The organism is Candidatus Manganitrophus noduliformans, assembly GCF_012184425.1.
Classification (GTDB): Bacteria; Nitrospirota; Nitrospiria; order SBBL01; family Manganitrophaceae; genus Manganitrophus; species Manganitrophus noduliformans.
The window spans coordinates 1,679,671-1,695,185 of sequence record NZ_VTOW01000001.1; the positions used below are offsets into that span (position 1 = coordinate 1,679,671).

Below are 15,515 nucleotides of genomic sequence, written 5' to 3' on the forward strand. Positions count from 1 at the left end.
CGAAAGGGGGAAGCGGTCAACGCTTCCCCCTTTTTTTTTCCGAATTCCCATTCTCTTATTCCAAGCAGCTTGCTGGCGGGGTCGATTTGAAATGAAGGGGATTAGGTCAACGCGCCGCCGCAGGAGGAGCCGGCGCCGGCGGTGCAGCCGTAGCAATGGTTGCCGGTGACGATCCGGCGGTGATGAAGCGCCGCCGGATCGAAATCGGAGAGATGCCGGGGCGCGCCGCCGTCCACCGGCAGATCGAGCATTTGGTTGAAGTCGCAATCGTACAATGTGCCGTCCCATCCGACCGAGAGCGTATAACGGCACATCACCCCCGCCGCCGCGGCCGGGTTGAAGGCGTTGGCGAGCCGTTCCATGTAGCCTCCCACATTGCCGGTCTCGATCAGAAATTCCAGAAAGCGGCTGATCGGCATGTTGGTGATCGTGTAGAGCCGGTTGAAGACGACGCCGTAGCGAAGTTTCAACTCCTTCCGGAATTGCGCCTCGATCGCTTCCTGTTTGGGGGGAAGAAACGCGCCGACCGGATTATGCACCAGATTCAGAATCAGCCCGCTTCCTTCGACGCCGTAGCCGATTTGATTGAGGAGCCGCAGGGCGGCGATCGACTTTTCGAAGATCCCCTCTCCCCGCTGCGCGTCGGTTTGTGCGGGGCGATAGTAGGGGAGCGACGCGATGATTTCGACCTGATGATCGGCCAGGAACGCCGCAAGATCGGCCTGAGAGGGGAGGAGCAGGACGCTCAGGTTGCATCGGTCGATCACGTGCCGGCCCAGGGCGCGCGCCGCTGCGACGACCCATCGGAAGTGCGGGTTCAACTCCGGGGCGCCGCCGGTGATATCGACGGTCGGGATGTCGGTCTGCGCCAGCGCGTCGATACAGGCCTCAGCGGTCTCCCGCGTCATCATCTCCCGGCGGTCGGGAGCGGCGTCGACGTGGCAGTGGCGGCAGGCCTGGTTGCAGAGCTTTCCGAGATTCATCTGGAAAATCGAAATGCCGGTCGCGTAGAGGGGATCGAGGCCGATCCGTCCCATCGGCGCCTCGAAGGGAGGGCACCCCTTGATCTCCGAGAGAATCCGGAGCTGCTCGTTCTCCGATGTCAATACACTTCCTCGGGCTTTCAGGCTAAGCTTTGTTTCCGACACTTTTTTCTCCTATTTTTTGTATGTGGGGCCGGCGCTGGAAGAACTCTGTTGATTGTGGATCTTCACACCCGGTGCGCCATGCCCCAGTCTGCTTGCATGTGGGGGCCGGCGCCAGAAGATGTCTATTGATTTCTGATGTTATCACCCGGTGCGCCATGCCCCACACGCCCTACATCGATAATTTTTGAGCCACGTTCCGCATCTGGACCCCGTGGACCAGCGAGGCGCCGCCGCGGATCGCGCAGGCGACATGGACCGCCTCGGTCATCTCCTCGACGTTGGAGCCTTTCTCAAGACAGGCCTGCGTATAGGAATCGATGCAGTAGGGACATTGTACCGCGTGGGAGACCGCCAGGGCAATCAGCGCCTTCTCCCGCTCGGTCAGCGCCCCCTCGGCGAAAACGGCGTTGTAATAGCTGGTGAACTTCTCCCACAATTCTTTGTTTCCTTTTCCCATCTCTGCAAATTTCCCAAGATCCCCCGGGTGATAATAGGTCTCCATTTCTTCCCCCTTATGATGTATGTCGTCCGATCATTTGGACTAATGAAGAATGCATTCTGATGATGTGTACCATGTCCCGGCCGTTCTTGCAATCCTCTTCGGTGTCCGTTTCGGGAAGGTGAAAATGGAAAGCCCCGCCGGAGAAGCAACGAAGTCACTTCCTCGGCGGGGCGAGCTTGTTTATCTTACTGATCGATGCTGACGATCGGGCAATTCACGACGACCCCGATCGCCCCCCAGGGCATGCCGTCCGGTCCGGTGACGCGACCTTCCGCGGCGAGTCGGGCGACCGTGTTGAAGTCCTTCTGGGCGGCGTTTGTTTTGGCGCCGATCGCCTCCGCTTTCCAGACGGCGATGTGGACATCCCACATGGGGGTGTAAAGTTCGGCGCGAGCGCCGAAGGGGATTTCCTGAACGATGTTGAACGGATCGCCTTCACCCATCAGCGCCGAGGCGAGCCCCTGGCGGGCGGGGTTCATTTTTCCGGTCTGGCCGTTCGCAAAGGGGATCAGTCCGATCAAGGCGGAGCCGGGGCCGCTCGACCCTTTCATCGGGGTCGCCGCCAGACGGGGAGTGTAGGTGGCCGCTTCCACCGCGGCGACGCCGGGGTCGGAGGCATTAAACGAGGTGTAGTGGACGACCTTCCCTTCAAAGAAGCCCTGGGTCATCTTGAACGTTGCTTTTTTATTTTTAAGATCGAAGGAGACGGTCCGGTCATGTTCTCCCGTGCTGTTCTTGACGTGGGGGGCGTTCAAGACCGTTCCGTCCGGAAGCTCGATGAGCGGAGTATAACCGGCTTCGGCGATTGCCCCCGGCTTCGCCTCTTTCGGAGGAAAGCCGGTCGGCCCCGGAACGACGCTGCGCACCGGAGAGAAGATGACGCTCCCGGTAAACTCGATCCTCCCATTCACGATTTTTACCTTCTCGACGGCGTTAGTTCCTTTGGCGTTCGCCATCTTCGGCGAATAGTGAACCTTCCGCCGCGCGGCGTCTTCTTTGTTGGATGATTCGGTCACGACAAACCAGACCGTCTCCGTCCCGCGTTTTCCCTCGAAGATCGGCAGGGTCACGCTGCTCAGGTCGGCGCTTTCGGTCGCGCTCTGGAGAAGAAGGGTGTGTCCCTTCTTCATCATCATGTCGTCTTTCATCATCCCATCCATCGCCGACGCCGGCGCTGTCGGCGAAAGAGCGGAGAGGGAGAGGAGGAGCGTCCAGGCGGCAAGTGCTTGTCTCGTTGTCTTCATTGTTCTTCTCCTATGTTGAGTTGGGTGATCTACAGCTTGCACGGACGTATGTCGGCCCCATTTTGAAATCCTTACATTTCAAATAGGAAAAAAACAGAAATGGTTTTTAGAAAGCGCTTTGGAAATGATCAGGGGAAAATGAGTCGGGAAAAATGAAATCCTTACAAAGATACTCAGGAAAGGAACGGAGGTTATTTGCTTTTTGGACGGAGGGCCTGTTTGATTCGCTCCTGGGCTTCAGGGGAGAGAGCGCCGGGGGCGGTCTCCCCGACTTTCTCGGGATTACCGCCCAGGATGTTGTGGATGAAGCGGATTTGTTTTTGATAACGAAAACACCATTTGCAGATCAGAAAATGGAGCCGGATGGAGAGCCGCTGCCGAAGCGAGGGGGGCCGTTCCATTGAATTGGAAATCAACTGAATGATCTCCTTGCAGGAAGGGGTATGACGCGCCAGCAAATTCGTGAACCATCGGGTCATTCTTTCACCTGTTTTTCTTTTCCAAAGAAGTGTATTTCCAGACACTGCCTCAGTTGCATCCGGGCGCGATGCATCAGCACCCAGAGGTTCGAGGCCGTGAGGTTCAGTACTTCACAGACCTGCTCACTGCTGACGCCGTCGATTTCTCTTAACGAGAATACGTGGGCCATTCGGGAAGGAAGCTTGGAAAGGCATCGATCCAATGCGATCCAAAACTGCTTTCTCTCAAGCAGGCGTTCCGGGTCGGCGTTCCACTCGCACGGGCCGGTTCCGTCCCGCTTCCAATGGCCGTTCTCGTCGAACGCTCCTTCCATCTGATCTTCAAACCGGGAGAGGTCCTCGATCGGTGTTTCCCGGCTGATCTTACGGAAATAATCGATCACCTTGTGCTTGAGAATCCCGATCAGCCAGCTTCGCTCCGAGGCTTGTCCTAAAAAACGATTCCGGGCCTGAAACGCGGAGAGAAGGGTTTCTTGGACGGCGTCCTCGGCGAGCTTCGGATCGCGGAGCCGGAGAAGCGCAAACCGATAGAGGGCATCGCCATGCATCTCGACCCACTTCTCGGGGTCGGACGATGGAACCCCCTCGTCCGGTTTTCGATCAATGGCGGGTTCGCTGATCAAAGAAGGTCCCTCACCTGGCCAGTTTTTTAGCATGTTTCCTTGATTCTTGCAAATATATTTGCTGAGGTGGCGCTCCGGCAGGTGTAAGCGGGGCTACTTTCAAAATTCCGCTAACAGACTATCCTTTTCATAACAGCCGATATAGGCATCGTCAAGACAAGGGGAGGGATGAAGATGGCCGAGTGGAAATGTCAGGACTGTGGCAAGGTGTTCAAAACGGAGCAAGATCTGCTGTCCCACGAGCTCGAACATGTCCCCCGCTATGAATGCGCCGTCTGCGGGGAGGAATTTAAAACGAAAGAGGAGGCATACCTCCATGAGGTCGGCAAACATGGGCGGCCTCCGGCCACCGACCCGGTCCCCGTAAAGCGGCCCGCCTGAGGGGTTGATTCTCATCCGATCGAACGGCGTGTAAGGGGTAAACGGCGATGGAAGAATTACAATGCGAAATCTGTAAGATGAAGTTTCAAACGCAGGTCGATCTGATCGACCACAGGGAGATGATCCATTCGAAATTCGAATGTCCGACCTGCGGCGCTGAATTCAAGAGCGAGAAACAGTTGAAAGCCCATGAGAAAAAGGAGCACGAGGCGGCCGCGTAACCGGGGATCGGTTTGCCGGGCGCTGCAGGCCGGTGAGTCCTTGGAAAAGGGATCGCTTGAAATCGGCGGGGCGTTTGGCGTATAGAAGAAAGAGGAAGCCGATCGGGCCTTCGCCGGGGCGAAAGGAAAGGAAGGGGCTTCGTCCCACAATTCAGTCTTCCGGAAAAACGGAGAAGACGATGGCGCGTGTATTCGATCTCCCCTTATCGCGGGAGCGACGGACCGACAGCCGAGAGCGACGCGGAGACCCTCGCCGGGGCGCCGACCGGACCGGGAGAGAGGATCGCCGGGTTCTTTCATCGGTGGTCCGCTGGGGTTTTTACGGTCTGGTCACCGCCGGCCTCTTTCAGGGATTCGTCTTCGCGTCTTATTCGGTCGAAGTGAAACGCCTTTTTTCCGAAAACGGCCCGGTGGAGTGGCTCCAATTCCTACTCCTCCTGACTTGCTGCGGCTGGTTGCAGGCGATCGCGATCCGCTCCGGCTCGCAGCGCGAGATCTTCCGTCTCGGTATTTTTTTCATCCTGATGGTCGCCGTTCGCGAAATGGACGCCAATCTCGACCGTTATCTTTTCGACGGCGCCTGGCAATTGACGGTCATGGGGTTGATCTTCTCCGGATTGCTCTATGCCTGGCCCCAACGCCGGAAGATCGCGACGCAGCTTCGGTCTCTCCTTTTTTCCCGTTCCTTTGGATTGCTCCTGGCCGGACTCTTGGTCTTGACGTTCTTTGCCCCCTTCCTGGGACAGCAGCGTTTCTGGAAGGCGGCGCTCCAGGAGAATTATATCCGGCCGGCCGCTCGAATTGTCGAGGAGAGCGGCGAGCTTTTGGGCTACCTGCTTCTTCTCTTCGGATGCATTGAGGCATTTTTCTCCTCCCCTCCCGATCGAAACAACGAGGCATCTTTCTAAGGTAAGCCGATCTCCCTGTTTGACATTCCCCTGTTTTGCCCTGGCGCTTCCGCGCCGGATTCGATACAATCTGCAAGAACAGGAGGGGTATGGCCTCGAAGAGACGCTTCTTTTTATTTTTGCTTCTCCTTATCGTCTTAGTCGCCGCCGTCCGGCTGCTCGGGTTGCACGACGCGCTCGATCAGGAGCGGCTCCGGAGCGGGATCGATCGATGGGGGGCTTGGGGACCGCTTCTCTATATTCTGATCTTCGCGATTGCCCCGGTCCTCTTTCTGCCGGGCCTCCCGATCACCGTCGCCGGGGGATTGGCCTTCGGCCCCCTCTGGGGGACGGTCTACGCTTCGATCGGATCGACGCTGGGGGCGGGGCTCGCTTTCCTGGTGGCCCGCTACTTTGCGCGGGAAGCTGTTTCAGAAATGCTCGGGGAGCGATGGAAGCGGATCGACGCGGGGGTGGCCGAGCGGGGCTGGGTCTTTGTCGCCATTACCCGCTTGATCCCGCTTTTCCCGTTTAATCTTCTCAACTATGCCTTCGGCCTGACACGAATTCCTTTTGCGATTTATCTCTTTACCTCCTGGCTCTTCATGCTCCCCGGGACCGCCGCCTATGTGATTTTTTCCAGCTCGCTCCTCGATCTGATCAAGGGGGATCTCTCGCCGGCGTTTCTCATCGGGCTGCTCCTGCTGGTCGCCCTCTCCGTTATCCCCTTTTTTTATCGGCGCTGGAAGGGATCGAAAGACTCCCTTCCAAAAGTGATCATCTGGGGGGCGGCGCTCCTTCTGCCGTTTCTTGCGATTCAAAAAGCCGATGCGGAGGAGCGGATCGACCTCCTCACGAATCGGCAGGGTGAGAGCGGCCTTCCGGAGGGATGGCGGCCGCTGACGTTCCAGCGGATCTCCCGCCACACCGACTATCAGCTTTTGGAAGAAGACGGAAGACCGGTGATCCGGGCGGTCAGCCGGCGGTCGGCCTCCGGTTTGATCCATCCGCTCGATCTTGACCCTCGCCGCTACGAAACCCTCTCTTGGTGCTGGAAGGTCGACCGGATCATTTCGAAGGGGGATGAGACGGAGAAGAAGGGGGATGATTACGCCGCGCGGGTTTACGTCACGTTTCGGTTCGATCCGGACAAGGCGACCTTTTGGGAGCGGACTAAGTTCAGCGTCCTGAAGCGGATCTACGGGGAGTATCCGCCGAAGGCGGCGATCAACTACATCTGGGCGAACCGGCTTCCGAAGGGGGAGGCGATCGCAAACGCTTACACCGACCGGGCGCGGATGGTCGCCGTCGAGAGCGGGGCCGAGCGAATCGGCGAATGGGTTTGCCAGGCGCGGAGCCTTTACGCCGACTATCGATGGCTCTTCGATGAAGAGCCGCCGCGCCTTTCGGGCATCGCCGTGATGACCGACACCGACGATACCGGTGAAGAGGCGACGGCGTTTTATTCGGATATTTCTCTAAAGGCGAAATGATGTCTGACCCATTCGATATCGTGATCATCGGAGGGGGCGCCGGCGGGCTTGTCGTGGCAAGCGGGGCGGCGCAGTTCGGGGCGCGGGTGGCGCTGGTTGAAAAAGAGCGCGGCCTCGGCGGAGATTGCCTTTATTACGGGTGTGTCCCGACGAAAACGCTGGTCCATTCCGCGCGGGTCCTCTCATTGATCCGGCGGTCGGAGGAGTTCGGCCTTGGCCGGATGGTTCCGCCCGAAGAGAGCTTCACGGGGGCGATGGAACGGATGCGGCGGATGGTCGCGCGGATCGGCGAGCATGACGATCCGAAACGGTTTGAGGCGATGGGGATTCGGCTCTTCTTCGGAGAGGGGCGTTTTGTCGATCCGAAGACGTTCGAAGTCGCCGGCCGGAGGATTGCCGGGCGCCGCTTTGTTCTCGCCACCGGCTCGCGACCCGGTGTCCCGCCGATTCCCGGTTTGATTGAAGCGGGTTTTCTGACGAACGTCACCGCGCTGGCGCTCAAACAGCGTCCCGAGGCGATGGCGATCATCGGGGGGGGACCGGTCGGTCTCGAATTCGCCCAGATCTTCCACCGGCTGGGGGTTCGGATCACGGTCATTGAGAAGGCCGATCATCTCTTGCCGAATGAGGATCAAGAAATTTCTGAAGCGCTCGAAGCAATCTTCCGAAAAGAGGGAATCGATTTTCTGACCGGCGCTTCGGTTCAAGAAGTCCGGCGGGAAGGGAATCAAAAAGTTCTTCTCGTCGGAGGTAAAGAGGGGATTCGGAAAATGGCCGCCGAGGAGATCCTGGTTGCCGTCGGCCGCGCGCCCAACGTCGAAGGGCTGGGGCTCGACGCGGCCGGGGTCGTTTATGACCGGCAGGGGGTGAAGGTTGATGCGACCCTCCGGACGACGGCGCGGCATATCTGGGCCTGCGGCGATCTGGTCGGACCGTATCAGTTCACCCACATGGCGGAATACCAGGGGGGGATCGTCGTCTCCAATGCGCTCTTCCCGTTCGTCCGCCGGAAGGTCGATTACCGGGTCGTTCCCCGGGTGACCTTCACCGATCCGGAGGTGGCGCGGGTCGGCCTCACGGAGGCGGAGGCAAGAGAGAAGGCCGGTCTGGTGCATGTCTACCGCTTTCCCTTCAAGCAGGTCGATCGGGCGATCATCGAAGGGGAGGAGGCCGGCTTCATCAAGCTGATCGCCGACCGGCGGCTCCGGATCGTCGGCGCCCACCTGATCGGCCCGAGCGCCGGAGATCTCCTCCATGAATATGTTCTGGCGATGAAGGCCGATCTGAAAATCACCTCCCTTTCCACCACGATCCATGTCTATCCGACCCTCTCCCAGGGGGTCAAGAAGGCGGCCGATCAATACTTCCGCGAAAAACTCTTCACCGGCTGGTTCCCGAAGCTGGCCCGATGGCTGATTCGTTTTTGATTTTCCCGTTGCCCTTCTTTTGCCGGGATAATCCTATCGGATAGGTTGTCCGCGCCGGGTGAACTCTCTAAAATAGAAAAAGTGGTTTGGAGTGCGCGGATGGCGATTTTCAATAAAACCAAGCCGATTCCGGAACAGGAGAGCGCCGGAGAGACCGAGCGGATCTATTATGAGATCCGCCAGACCCTTCGTTCCACCGGCGTTCCTCAACTGTTCTGCAGCTGGGCGGGCTACGGAAAATTTCTTCCCTTGGTCTGGAGCGCCCTTCGGCCGAATGCCGAGACCCGTCTCTATGAAGAAGCATCCGACCGGCTTCGCGCGGAAGGGGCTCGTCTGATCAAGCCGATGGAAAAACCGGATGTTTCTGCGCGCGTGCGACTGGGAGAGAGTCAAACGTATCACCTTCGCGCCTCCCTCGATCTTTATCACTATCTCTACCCAAAATTGCTTGTGCTGACTTCGGCCGTTCAACGCGCTCTCGCCGGCGAGCGGATCGGGAAAGAGGAGAACCGGGAATTGGAGCGGATCGAACGCGGCGCCCCTGCCGGAATGATTGCGATGGAGCTGGCGCCGGAAGAGCCGCAAGACCCCCGCCTTCGAGCGTTGTTTGAAGAGATAAAAAAAACCTCGAAGCTTCCGAGCGTCGTCATGGAGATCCGTACCCTGGCGCTCTGGCCCGACTATTTGTTTGAAGCCCGGAAGCGATTGATGCCGATCATCGTCGGCCCGGAGTATAAACAGGCCGAAGAGCGCCTGAAGCAGACGGCGCGAAAAGAGGCGGGCAACCTTCCCTATCCGGTATCGATCCCGAGGGAGGAGGTGAAGGGGGTTGTCCCTGATGTTGGAGAAATCACTGCGCTGACGTCGGACTTCGAGCGCGCATACGCCCGCTGCATCCTGAATATCGCCCTTCTCCAATGCGATTGGAGAGACCCCGACGCGTTGGCTTCCTCCCCTTTTCCCGCCCCTTCCCGGCGACAGGTTGTCGCGGCAGGAGGGATGGCGTGAACTGGAGAGAGTATCAGGCAAAGCAGAGGGTGGCCGAGATCGGAGATCGTTTCATCAGCTATGTCGACGAGGGATCGGGTGATCCGGTGATCCTCCTTCATGGGATGCCGACCTGGGGGTTTCTTTGGCATCCCCTCCGTTCTTCTCTTTCCGGATCGCACCGCGTCCTGATTCCCGATCTGATCGGCTACGGCTACTCGGACAAGCGGGATGGGTTCGATCGATCCATTGCAAAACAGGCCGAGGCGATCCATGTCTGGATGGAGAAGATTGGAATGAGGCGGGCGACGTTCGTCGGGCACGACATCGGCGGCGGGGTGGCCCTGCGGCTGGCGACCCTCTTTCCCGGGCGGGTTGACCGTCTCTGTTTGATGAACTCGGTCTGCTACGATTCCTGGCCGGTGGAAGCGATATTGCAACTCGGCCACCCCGAAACGCGGCGGCGGCTCTCCGTCCGGACTGCGATCCTGCTGATGAAACAGGGCCTCAAGATGGGATTTACCTCCTCTCCGTCCAACGATCTATTGGACAGTCTGCTCATCCCCTATGCCACCGAGACGGGAAAGCTGTCGCTCATCCGGGATGCCGTGGCGGTCGACACGAATCAGACGATGGAAATCGTTCCGCTCCTCCAACGGATCACCGCACCCACATTGATCCTCTGGGGAGAGGACGACCGGTTGCAGCCGGTCGATTATGGCGAGCGGCTCGCCTGGGACATCCCCGGAGCCCGGCTGATCCGGATCGAACAAGCATCCCATTTCGTGATGATCGACCAGCCGGGAGAGGTTGAAAGGGATCTGATCCCCTTTCTCGGCGGAGCCAAGGTCGAACGGTTGGCGGCGTAATCGGGATCTAAATTTCCATATATTTATAGAGGCTGGAGAATGGGAATGGAGCGTTACGATCTCCTGGTGCTCGGGTCGGGCTCCGCCGGGCTTTACGGGGCGATCAAGGCCGCGCAGCTCGGCGCCCGGGTGGCGCTGGTCGAGGGGGGCGAGATCGGCGGAACCTGTCCGAACCGGGGCTGTCTTCCGACCGAACATTTGGTGACGGCGGCGGAGCGTTACTATTACGGACAGATGGTTGCGTTCCGGGGGGTGACGCCCCGCAAGGCCCGGCTCAACTTTGCGGCGGTGATGAGGGAGAAAGAAGCGGTGGTTCAACACGCGCGGAAGGAGAAGGAGCGGATGATCGCGGCCCACCCGAACATCACGTTTCTCCCGGGGAGGGGCCGTCTTGTCTCGCCGCATCATGTCGCCATCGACGGTCAACCGGTTACGGCCGATAAAACGCTTCTTGCGACCGGCTCTTCACCGATCACCCCGCCGATTCCCGGCTTGGCCGACATTTCCCCTCTGAACAGCGACCGCGTTCAGGTCATCACCCGTTTACCGCGAAGCCTGATCGTGATCGGCGGCGGTGAGATCGGCCTCGAATACGGCCAGCTTTTTCTCCATTTCGGGGCAAGGGTGATCGTCCTCGAAAAAGAAGCGCGGATTTTGCCGCGGGAGGAGCCGGAGATTTCGAATGCGCTGCGCCGTTACCTGGGAGAAGAAGGGATGGAGATTCATACCGGCGTCGAGATCGAAGCGGTCGAGCCGCTCCCCCGCCGGCGGGGCTATCGGGTCGCGGCTCGGAAGGGAGGAGAGACCCTCCTGTTGGAAGGGTCCGCCGTTTTCGTCGCCACCGGACGGCGTCCGAACACCGACGGCCTCGGCCTGGAAGAGGCCGGCGTGAAGCGCCGTCCGGACGGCGCGGTTGAGACGACCCCCTCTTTCGAAACGTCGCATTCCCATATTTTTGCGGCTGGGGATATCCGCGGGCATGTCCGCAAGCTTGCGACCGTTGCCGATCGCGAAGGGGAGCTGGCGGCCGAAAACGCCTTGAGAGGAAGCCGGCAGACGATGGAATATCTCGGCGTCCCCTATGCGATTTTGACCTCTCCCCAGGTGGCGAGCGTCGGATTAAAAGAGGCGGATGCGCGCGCCGCCGGTTTCGCGTTGCGGCAGGTCGATCTCTCCCTGCCGGAAGAGCTGCCGAAGGCGATCGCCGACCGCGGATGGGTCAAGCTGGTGGTGGAGAAGGGGAGCCATCGGATTTTGGGGGTCCATCTCCTGGCCGCCAAGGCGGCGGAGGCGATCCATGAGGCGATCTTTATTGTCAAGAACGGTCTCACGGTCGAGGATGTCTGCCGGACGATTCATGTTTATCCCACCGTGGCCGAATCGATCCTGCGCGCGGCCGAGTCCTACCCCAAGGCGGCTTGAGGCATCCCTTCCGATCACATTTCAAACGGATCTCTGCGCAATGATCAAAGAATCTCTCCCCATCGGATAAGGGTACTCTTTACAAAGCCACTGGTCCAGATCGACGAGGAAGAGAAGAAACGGATGGGCCATGGCCCGCAGGAGCCGTTTGTTCTCGATCAACGTATGAATTTCCCAAGCCGATTGCCAGAGCGGTCCCGCCGGATGGGTGATGGAGAGGGGGCGGAATCCGGCTTCATTGAGCTTGCGGGTGATCTCCTCATTCGAGTAGCCGCTCCGCTCGATCGAAATGGGGGGGGCGCCCGCCGGAGGAGCGGCGGGTTGGAAGAGTCTTTGGAGCGGACGAGGGAGGGCGGAAGGGGCCGGCGGGGTCGGAATGGAGAGGATCAGATAACCGTCCCGTTTGAGCGCGCGGGAAAACCGCTTTAAGACTTCCAGGTCGTCTTTAAGGTAAGTGAGAACGTGCATCGAAAAGATCAGGTGGAACAGCTCGGAAAATCGGATCTGGTGGAGGTCTCCTGCGTGGAACGAGAGATTCCCGGTTCCCTTCTTTTCGGAAATGGCGATCGCCCGCGCGATCGGTTCCTGCTCGATTTCGATCCCGGTGATCTTCCAGCCGGGGTGCCTCTCCGACAGGTAGAAGGAGTGGGCGCCGTTCGCGCATCCGGCGTTCAGGACGTTCGCATCTTCCGGAAGGGTAATTTTCCGGAGCGCCCGCATCAGGTAATGGTTGCGGGATCGGTCTCCGAGGTGGGTGGCTCCCAGCCATCGAAAGGCGAGACGTTTGACCGGGTTGGTTTCCATGAGTGCTTGTTCACATCCATAAGCCATGGCCTTTTCCTTTCACCCTCATTGTTTGACCGGGATGAAAGGGCAAGTTTTATGCCTCTTTATTTAGCCGGCAGGGTAGTGCGCTTGGGAGGCTTTGTGTCTGTTTGGCGGCTGATAAAGGTAGATTTCCTTACCGGCGTGAATGTCAAAAAAAGGCAAGGATCTATCACTTTTTAACAAGACATGGCACGGCGTTCGGCTTTGATAAGGATGATTGGTTTGTAATGTGATGGTGATTACAGTTTTGGGAGGTTGAGAATCGGATTAGTTTTTAAATGTGGGGATGGTCCCTGTTTCGGTGGTGAAAAAGGGGGCGGCCCCGGCGGTGTGGTTGGTGGTGTCGACCAGACCGGTGATTTGCGGGAATTTTTCGGAGAGGATTCGGATGACCCCGTGGTAGAGGGTCTTGCCGGCCATCGCGCATCCCTGACAGCCGCCCGACATCTCCACGTAGACGATGTTCTCTTTCAGGTCGACCAGTTTGATGTGCCCGCCATGCTCGGCAAGGCCGGGGTTGATCGTTTCGTTGAAGACCTTGGAGATTTCGCGCGCCAACTCGCTGTCCCACGCCGGATTCGGATTGTCGATCACCCACGCCTGCGCCAGCCCGGTGCTCGAATAATCGATTGTCGATCCTTTGATGAGTGTTTCCGATTCCCGGTTGATGAAAAACTGATACTCTCCGCACGGCAGGGCAAAGTCCCGCGGATCGGCCCCTCCCGGCGCGACATAGTCGAACTTGTATTTGAAGTCGCCTGCTTCGCGTATCACTGTTAGCCGCACGCCGATGTCGCTGCGGCCTTGAAGGGCCTGGCGGACCTTTTGGACCGCCTTTTCGGTGAGGGTGGCGATGGGATGATTGGGCATGCGCGATCTCCTCAAGGAGGATGTTGTTGGAAGCCTTACGATAACACGGCTGGGAAACGATCTTCAACTGTTTGTATTTGTGAGAGATTCATTGACAGGTTCGGATCTTATGTTAGCCTTGATTCATGGTTGGCGCTCGAAAGCGACCTCCGCGCCGATCAGAAACACTCCTGCGTTGCGCCGGAGATCGGGGAAAAAGAAGCGGCGTGAAACCTTACGATGAAGAATAACGGTCTCGGGAGAGAGAAGGAGGGATCGGAGCCGACCCCGCCCCGAAAAGCGACCGAACCTGCGGACGGGTTTGGCCTCCAGGCGATTCTCTTCGTCTGCCTGAGTGTGATGGCCGCCTTTCCCGTTTTGATGTTCGGTCTTACGCAATCGCGGCAGTGGAAGGTCGTCCAGTTGCAACAGGCCGACCGTGAAGGGATGTCGGTGGCCCAGGCGCTGGCGCGCGAGATCGGGCAGACGATTGTCATGCAGCTCCGCGGGGTGGAGGTTTTGGCGGGGCAGGTGGAGGTGAAGGAGACGATGGAAAAAGAGCGTCTCCAGGCGCTCGTCAGCACGCAGCGCAGCCGCTTCGGAGGGCTTTCGTTTATGTATGTCGCCGACGCGGAGGGCCGATCGATCGTCGCCGACCCTCCTTTCACCGACGGACGGGCGAACGCCGGCGTCGATTATAGCGACCGCGATTATTACAAGGATCTGCTCCGAACGGGCAAGACGGTGATCTCCCAGGTTCAGCTGGGAAGGCGATCGGGCGTTCCTAATATACAGATTGCAACGCCGATTTGGGGGCCCGAGCAAATGTTGGCCGGTTTTGCAGAAGGATCGGTCGATTTAACCGAAATCCAATCGTTGACGGAGCAGATCGCTTCGTCCGATGCCGATCTGCGGCTGGCGGTTCTCGACAAAGAGGGCCGGGTGATCGCCCATCCGAATCCGGCGCTTCGAAGGGAGATGCGCCCGCTGGGGCATCTCCCGCTCTATCAGCCGGCGATCCGATCTCTCGGGGAAATCCGTGTTGAGCGAGACGAAGAGGGAGTTCCCGTACGGGCGGCAGCGGTTCCGATCTCGGCGCAAGGGCTCGACTGGACGGTTGTGGTGAGCCGGCCACAAGCGGTCATCGAGCAACACGCCGCCGTCGCGCAGCGGCAGACGCTGATCACCGTGACCGGCGCTTTTTCCGCCGCACTGTTGCTGGCCGGATTCCTCGCGTCGTGGCTGGCGCGGCCGATCCGAAGATTGGCCAGGCTGACGATCGCCGTCGGCAAGGGCGATTTTGGGATGCCGTCGCCCGAACCCGATTTTTGGTCGCCCCGGGAAGTCAAGGCGCTGCATGCCGCCGTCGGGGAAATGGTCGGCCAGCTTCGCGCCTATACCGAAGAGCTGGAAAACCGGGTAAAGGCTCGGACGACGGCGCTGAAGGAGACGAACCGGGAGTTGGAGGCGTTTGTGTATACCGTTTCCCACGATTTGAAGGCGCCCGTGGTGTCGCTGCATGGAATGGCCTCGTTGTTAATGGAGGAGTGCGGGGAGAGGCTCGACGAGAACGGTCGGCACTACCTGAAGCGGATCCTCTCCAACGCCGGTTTTATGGAAGAGCTGATCGGCGATTTATTAGAATTGTCAAGAGTTGGAAGACGGGAGAAGCGACCCGAGCATTTGGAGAGCGAGCCGTTGGTGCGGGCGGTCTTGGAGCAGTGCGATATGATGATTCGGAAACGGGGGGTGGAGGTGGCGGTCCTCACCCCGCTTCCCGCGGTGGTGTTCGATCCGACCCATTTGAAGCAGATCTTCCTCAACCTGATCGGAAACGGAATCAAATTCATCGGGAGTCCGGCGGCGCCGCGGTTGGAGATCGGCGGGAGAGAGGCGGGCGGATGGGTGGAGTTCTACGTGAAAGACAACGGCATCGGAATTGATCCGGAGTATCACGAACGGATTTTCGGTATCTTTCAACGGTTGAAGGAGGTTGAAGTGGAAGGGTGCGGTGTGGGGCTGGCGATCGTGAAAAAGATCCTGGAAATGTCCGGCGGAAAGATCTGGCTGGAATCGAGAAAAGGAGAAGGGGCCACGTTCTTCTTCAGGATACCGAAAGAGAGTGTAAATGACCACGTTTCGTGATCCGCCGCAT

Annotated in this window: 16 protein-coding genes; 9 read left to right on the forward strand and 7 right to left on the reverse strand. The window is 59.0% G+C overall.

What is annotated here, in order from left to right; genetic code table 11:
* Positions 1-101 precede the first annotated feature (101 nt).
* The 5 genes from arsS to MNODULE_RS08260 form a co-directional block, all read right to left on the reverse strand.
* Entirely contained in the window at positions 102-1,148 is a 1,047-nt protein-coding gene (gene arsS, locus MNODULE_RS08240) for an arsenosugar biosynthesis radical SAM (seleno)protein ArsS (RefSeq protein ID WP_168058952.1), read from the reverse strand.
* 169 nt (positions 1,149-1,317) lie between these two features.
* Complete coding sequence (locus tag MNODULE_RS08245) at positions 1,318-1,650, reverse strand: arsenosugar biosynthesis-associated peroxidase-like protein (RefSeq protein ID WP_168058953.1); 333 nt, start codon at positions 1,648-1,650, stop codon at positions 1,318-1,320.
* A gap of 185 nt (positions 1,651-1,835) precedes the next feature.
* Positions 1,836-2,894 (reverse strand): hypothetical protein, encoded by a 1,059-nt coding sequence (locus MNODULE_RS08250; RefSeq protein WP_168058954.1) that lies wholly within the window; start codon positions 2,892-2,894, stop codon positions 1,836-1,838.
* Between the two features lie 191 nt (positions 2,895-3,085).
* On the reverse strand, positions 3,086-3,373 hold the full coding sequence (locus MNODULE_RS08255) for an anti-sigma factor family protein (RefSeq protein ID WP_168058955.1): 288 nt from the start codon (positions 3,371-3,373) through the stop codon (positions 3,086-3,088).
* Positions 3,370-3,996, reverse strand: coding sequence for a sigma-70 family RNA polymerase sigma factor (locus MNODULE_RS08260; RefSeq protein WP_168058956.1), 627 nt, complete (start codon positions 3,994-3,996; stop codon positions 3,370-3,372). Before MNODULE_RS08260 ends, MNODULE_RS08255 begins: the two co-directional genes overlap by 4 nt.
* 174 nt (positions 3,997-4,170) lie before the next feature.
* Between MNODULE_RS08260 and MNODULE_RS08265 the strand changes: the two genes are divergently transcribed.
* The 8 genes from MNODULE_RS08265 to MNODULE_RS08300 all read left to right on the forward strand — a co-directional run bounded on the left by MNODULE_RS08265 (position 4,171) and on the right by MNODULE_RS08300 (position 11,683).
* Entirely contained in the window at positions 4,171-4,377 is a 207-nt protein-coding gene (locus tag MNODULE_RS08265) for a C2H2-type zinc finger protein (RefSeq protein WP_168058957.1), read from the forward strand.
* Positions 4,378-4,424: 47 nt separating this feature from the next.
* The gene (locus MNODULE_RS08270; protein ID WP_168059250.1) at positions 4,425-4,598 is read left to right on the forward strand and encodes a C2H2-type zinc finger protein; all 174 of its coding nucleotides are present in this window, start codon (positions 4,425-4,427) and stop codon (positions 4,596-4,598) included.
* Positions 4,599-4,777: 179 nt separating this feature from the next.
* Positions 4,778-5,506: a hypothetical protein gene (locus MNODULE_RS08275; protein WP_168058958.1), complete on the forward strand. Its 729-nt coding sequence runs from the start codon at positions 4,778-4,780 to the stop codon at positions 5,504-5,506.
* Positions 5,507-5,595: 89 nt separating this feature from the next.
* Positions 5,596-6,978, forward strand: coding sequence for a DUF3047 domain-containing protein (locus tag MNODULE_RS08280; protein WP_168058959.1), 1,383 nt, complete (start codon positions 5,596-5,598; stop codon positions 6,976-6,978).
* Positions 6,975-8,405 carry a dihydrolipoyl dehydrogenase family protein gene (locus MNODULE_RS08285; RefSeq protein ID WP_202882142.1) on the forward strand — a complete coding sequence of 477 codons (1,431 nt, stop codon included), beginning with the start codon at positions 6,975-6,977 and terminating at the stop codon, positions 8,403-8,405. The genes MNODULE_RS08280 and MNODULE_RS08285 overlap by 4 nt, the downstream gene beginning before the upstream one ends.
* 99 nt (positions 8,406-8,504) lie before the next feature.
* Positions 8,505-9,413 (forward strand): halocarboxylic acid dehydrogenase DehI family protein, encoded by a 909-nt coding sequence (locus tag MNODULE_RS08290; protein ID WP_168058960.1) that lies wholly within the window; start codon positions 8,505-8,507, stop codon positions 9,411-9,413.
* Positions 9,410-10,261 (forward strand): alpha/beta fold hydrolase, encoded by an 852-nt coding sequence (locus MNODULE_RS08295; RefSeq protein ID WP_168058961.1) that lies wholly within the window; start codon positions 9,410-9,412, stop codon positions 10,259-10,261. The genes MNODULE_RS08290 and MNODULE_RS08295 overlap by 4 nt, the downstream gene beginning before the upstream one ends.
* A gap of 45 nt (positions 10,262-10,306) precedes the next feature.
* The gene (locus MNODULE_RS08300) at positions 10,307-11,683 is read left to right on the forward strand and encodes a dihydrolipoyl dehydrogenase family protein (protein ID WP_168058962.1); all 1,377 of its coding nucleotides are present in this window, start codon (positions 10,307-10,309) and stop codon (positions 11,681-11,683) included.
* A 21-nt stretch (positions 11,684-11,704) separates the two neighbouring features.
* On the opposite strand, the gene MNODULE_RS08305 is transcribed toward MNODULE_RS08300, so the two are convergent.
* Both MNODULE_RS08305 and MNODULE_RS08310 read right to left on the reverse strand, forming a co-directional pair.
* A complete protein-coding gene (locus tag MNODULE_RS08305) occupies positions 11,705-12,514 on the reverse strand; it encodes a class I SAM-dependent methyltransferase (RefSeq protein WP_168058963.1) in 810 nt (269 codons plus the stop codon).
* A gap of 264 nt (positions 12,515-12,778) precedes the next feature.
* Positions 12,779-13,381, reverse strand: coding sequence for a NifU family protein (locus MNODULE_RS08310; protein ID WP_168058964.1), 603 nt, complete (start codon positions 13,379-13,381; stop codon positions 12,779-12,781).
* Between the two features lie 219 nt (positions 13,382-13,600).
* On the opposite strand from MNODULE_RS08310, the gene MNODULE_RS08315 reads away from it, so the two are divergent.
* Entirely contained in the window at positions 13,601-15,505 is a 1,905-nt protein-coding gene (locus MNODULE_RS08315; RefSeq protein WP_168058965.1) for a sensor histidine kinase, read from the forward strand.
* Positions 15,506-15,515: the final 10 nt, after the last annotated feature.

Bases quoted from the DNA above. Each gene is read 5' to 3' on its own strand.
- MNODULE_RS08245 (WP_168058953.1), bottom strand. From the start codon at position 1,650: ATGGAGACCTATTATCACCCGGGGGATCTTGGGAAATTTGCAGAGATG.
- MNODULE_RS08250 (WP_168058954.1), bottom strand. From the start codon at position 2,894: ATGAAGACAACGAGACAAGCACTTGCCGCCTGGACGCTCCTCCTCTCC.
- MNODULE_RS08255 (WP_168058955.1), bottom strand. From the start codon at position 3,373: ATGACCCGATGGTTCACGAATTTGCTGGCGCGTCATACCCCTTCCTGC.
- MNODULE_RS08265 (WP_168058957.1), top strand. From the start codon at position 4,171: ATGGCCGAGTGGAAATGTCAGGACTGTGGCAAGGTGTTCAAAACGGAG.
- MNODULE_RS08270 (WP_168059250.1), top strand. From the start codon at position 4,425: ATGGAAGAATTACAATGCGAAATCTGTAAGATGAAGTTTCAAACGCAG.
- MNODULE_RS08275 (WP_168058958.1), top strand. From the start codon at position 4,778: ATGGCGCGTGTATTCGATCTCCCCTTATCGCGGGAGCGACGGACCGAC.
- MNODULE_RS08280 (WP_168058959.1), top strand. From the start codon at position 5,596: ATGGCCTCGAAGAGACGCTTCTTTTTATTTTTGCTTCTCCTTATCGTC.
- MNODULE_RS08285 (WP_202882142.1), top strand. From the start codon at position 6,975: ATGATGTCTGACCCATTCGATATCGTGATCATCGGAGGGGGCGCCGGC.
- MNODULE_RS08290 (WP_168058960.1), top strand. From the start codon at position 8,505: ATGGCGATTTTCAATAAAACCAAGCCGATTCCGGAACAGGAGAGCGCC.
- MNODULE_RS08300 (WP_168058962.1), top strand. From the start codon at position 10,307: ATGGAGCGTTACGATCTCCTGGTGCTCGGGTCGGGCTCCGCCGGGCTT.
- MNODULE_RS08305 (WP_168058963.1), bottom strand. From the start codon at position 12,514: ATGGCTTATGGATGTGAACAAGCACTCATGGAAACCAACCCGGTCAAA.
- MNODULE_RS08310 (WP_168058964.1), bottom strand. From the start codon at position 13,381: ATGCCCAATCATCCCATCGCCACCCTCACCGAAAAGGCGGTCCAAAAG.
- MNODULE_RS08315 (WP_168058965.1), top strand. From the start codon at position 13,601: ATGAAGAATAACGGTCTCGGGAGAGAGAAGGAGGGATCGGAGCCGACC.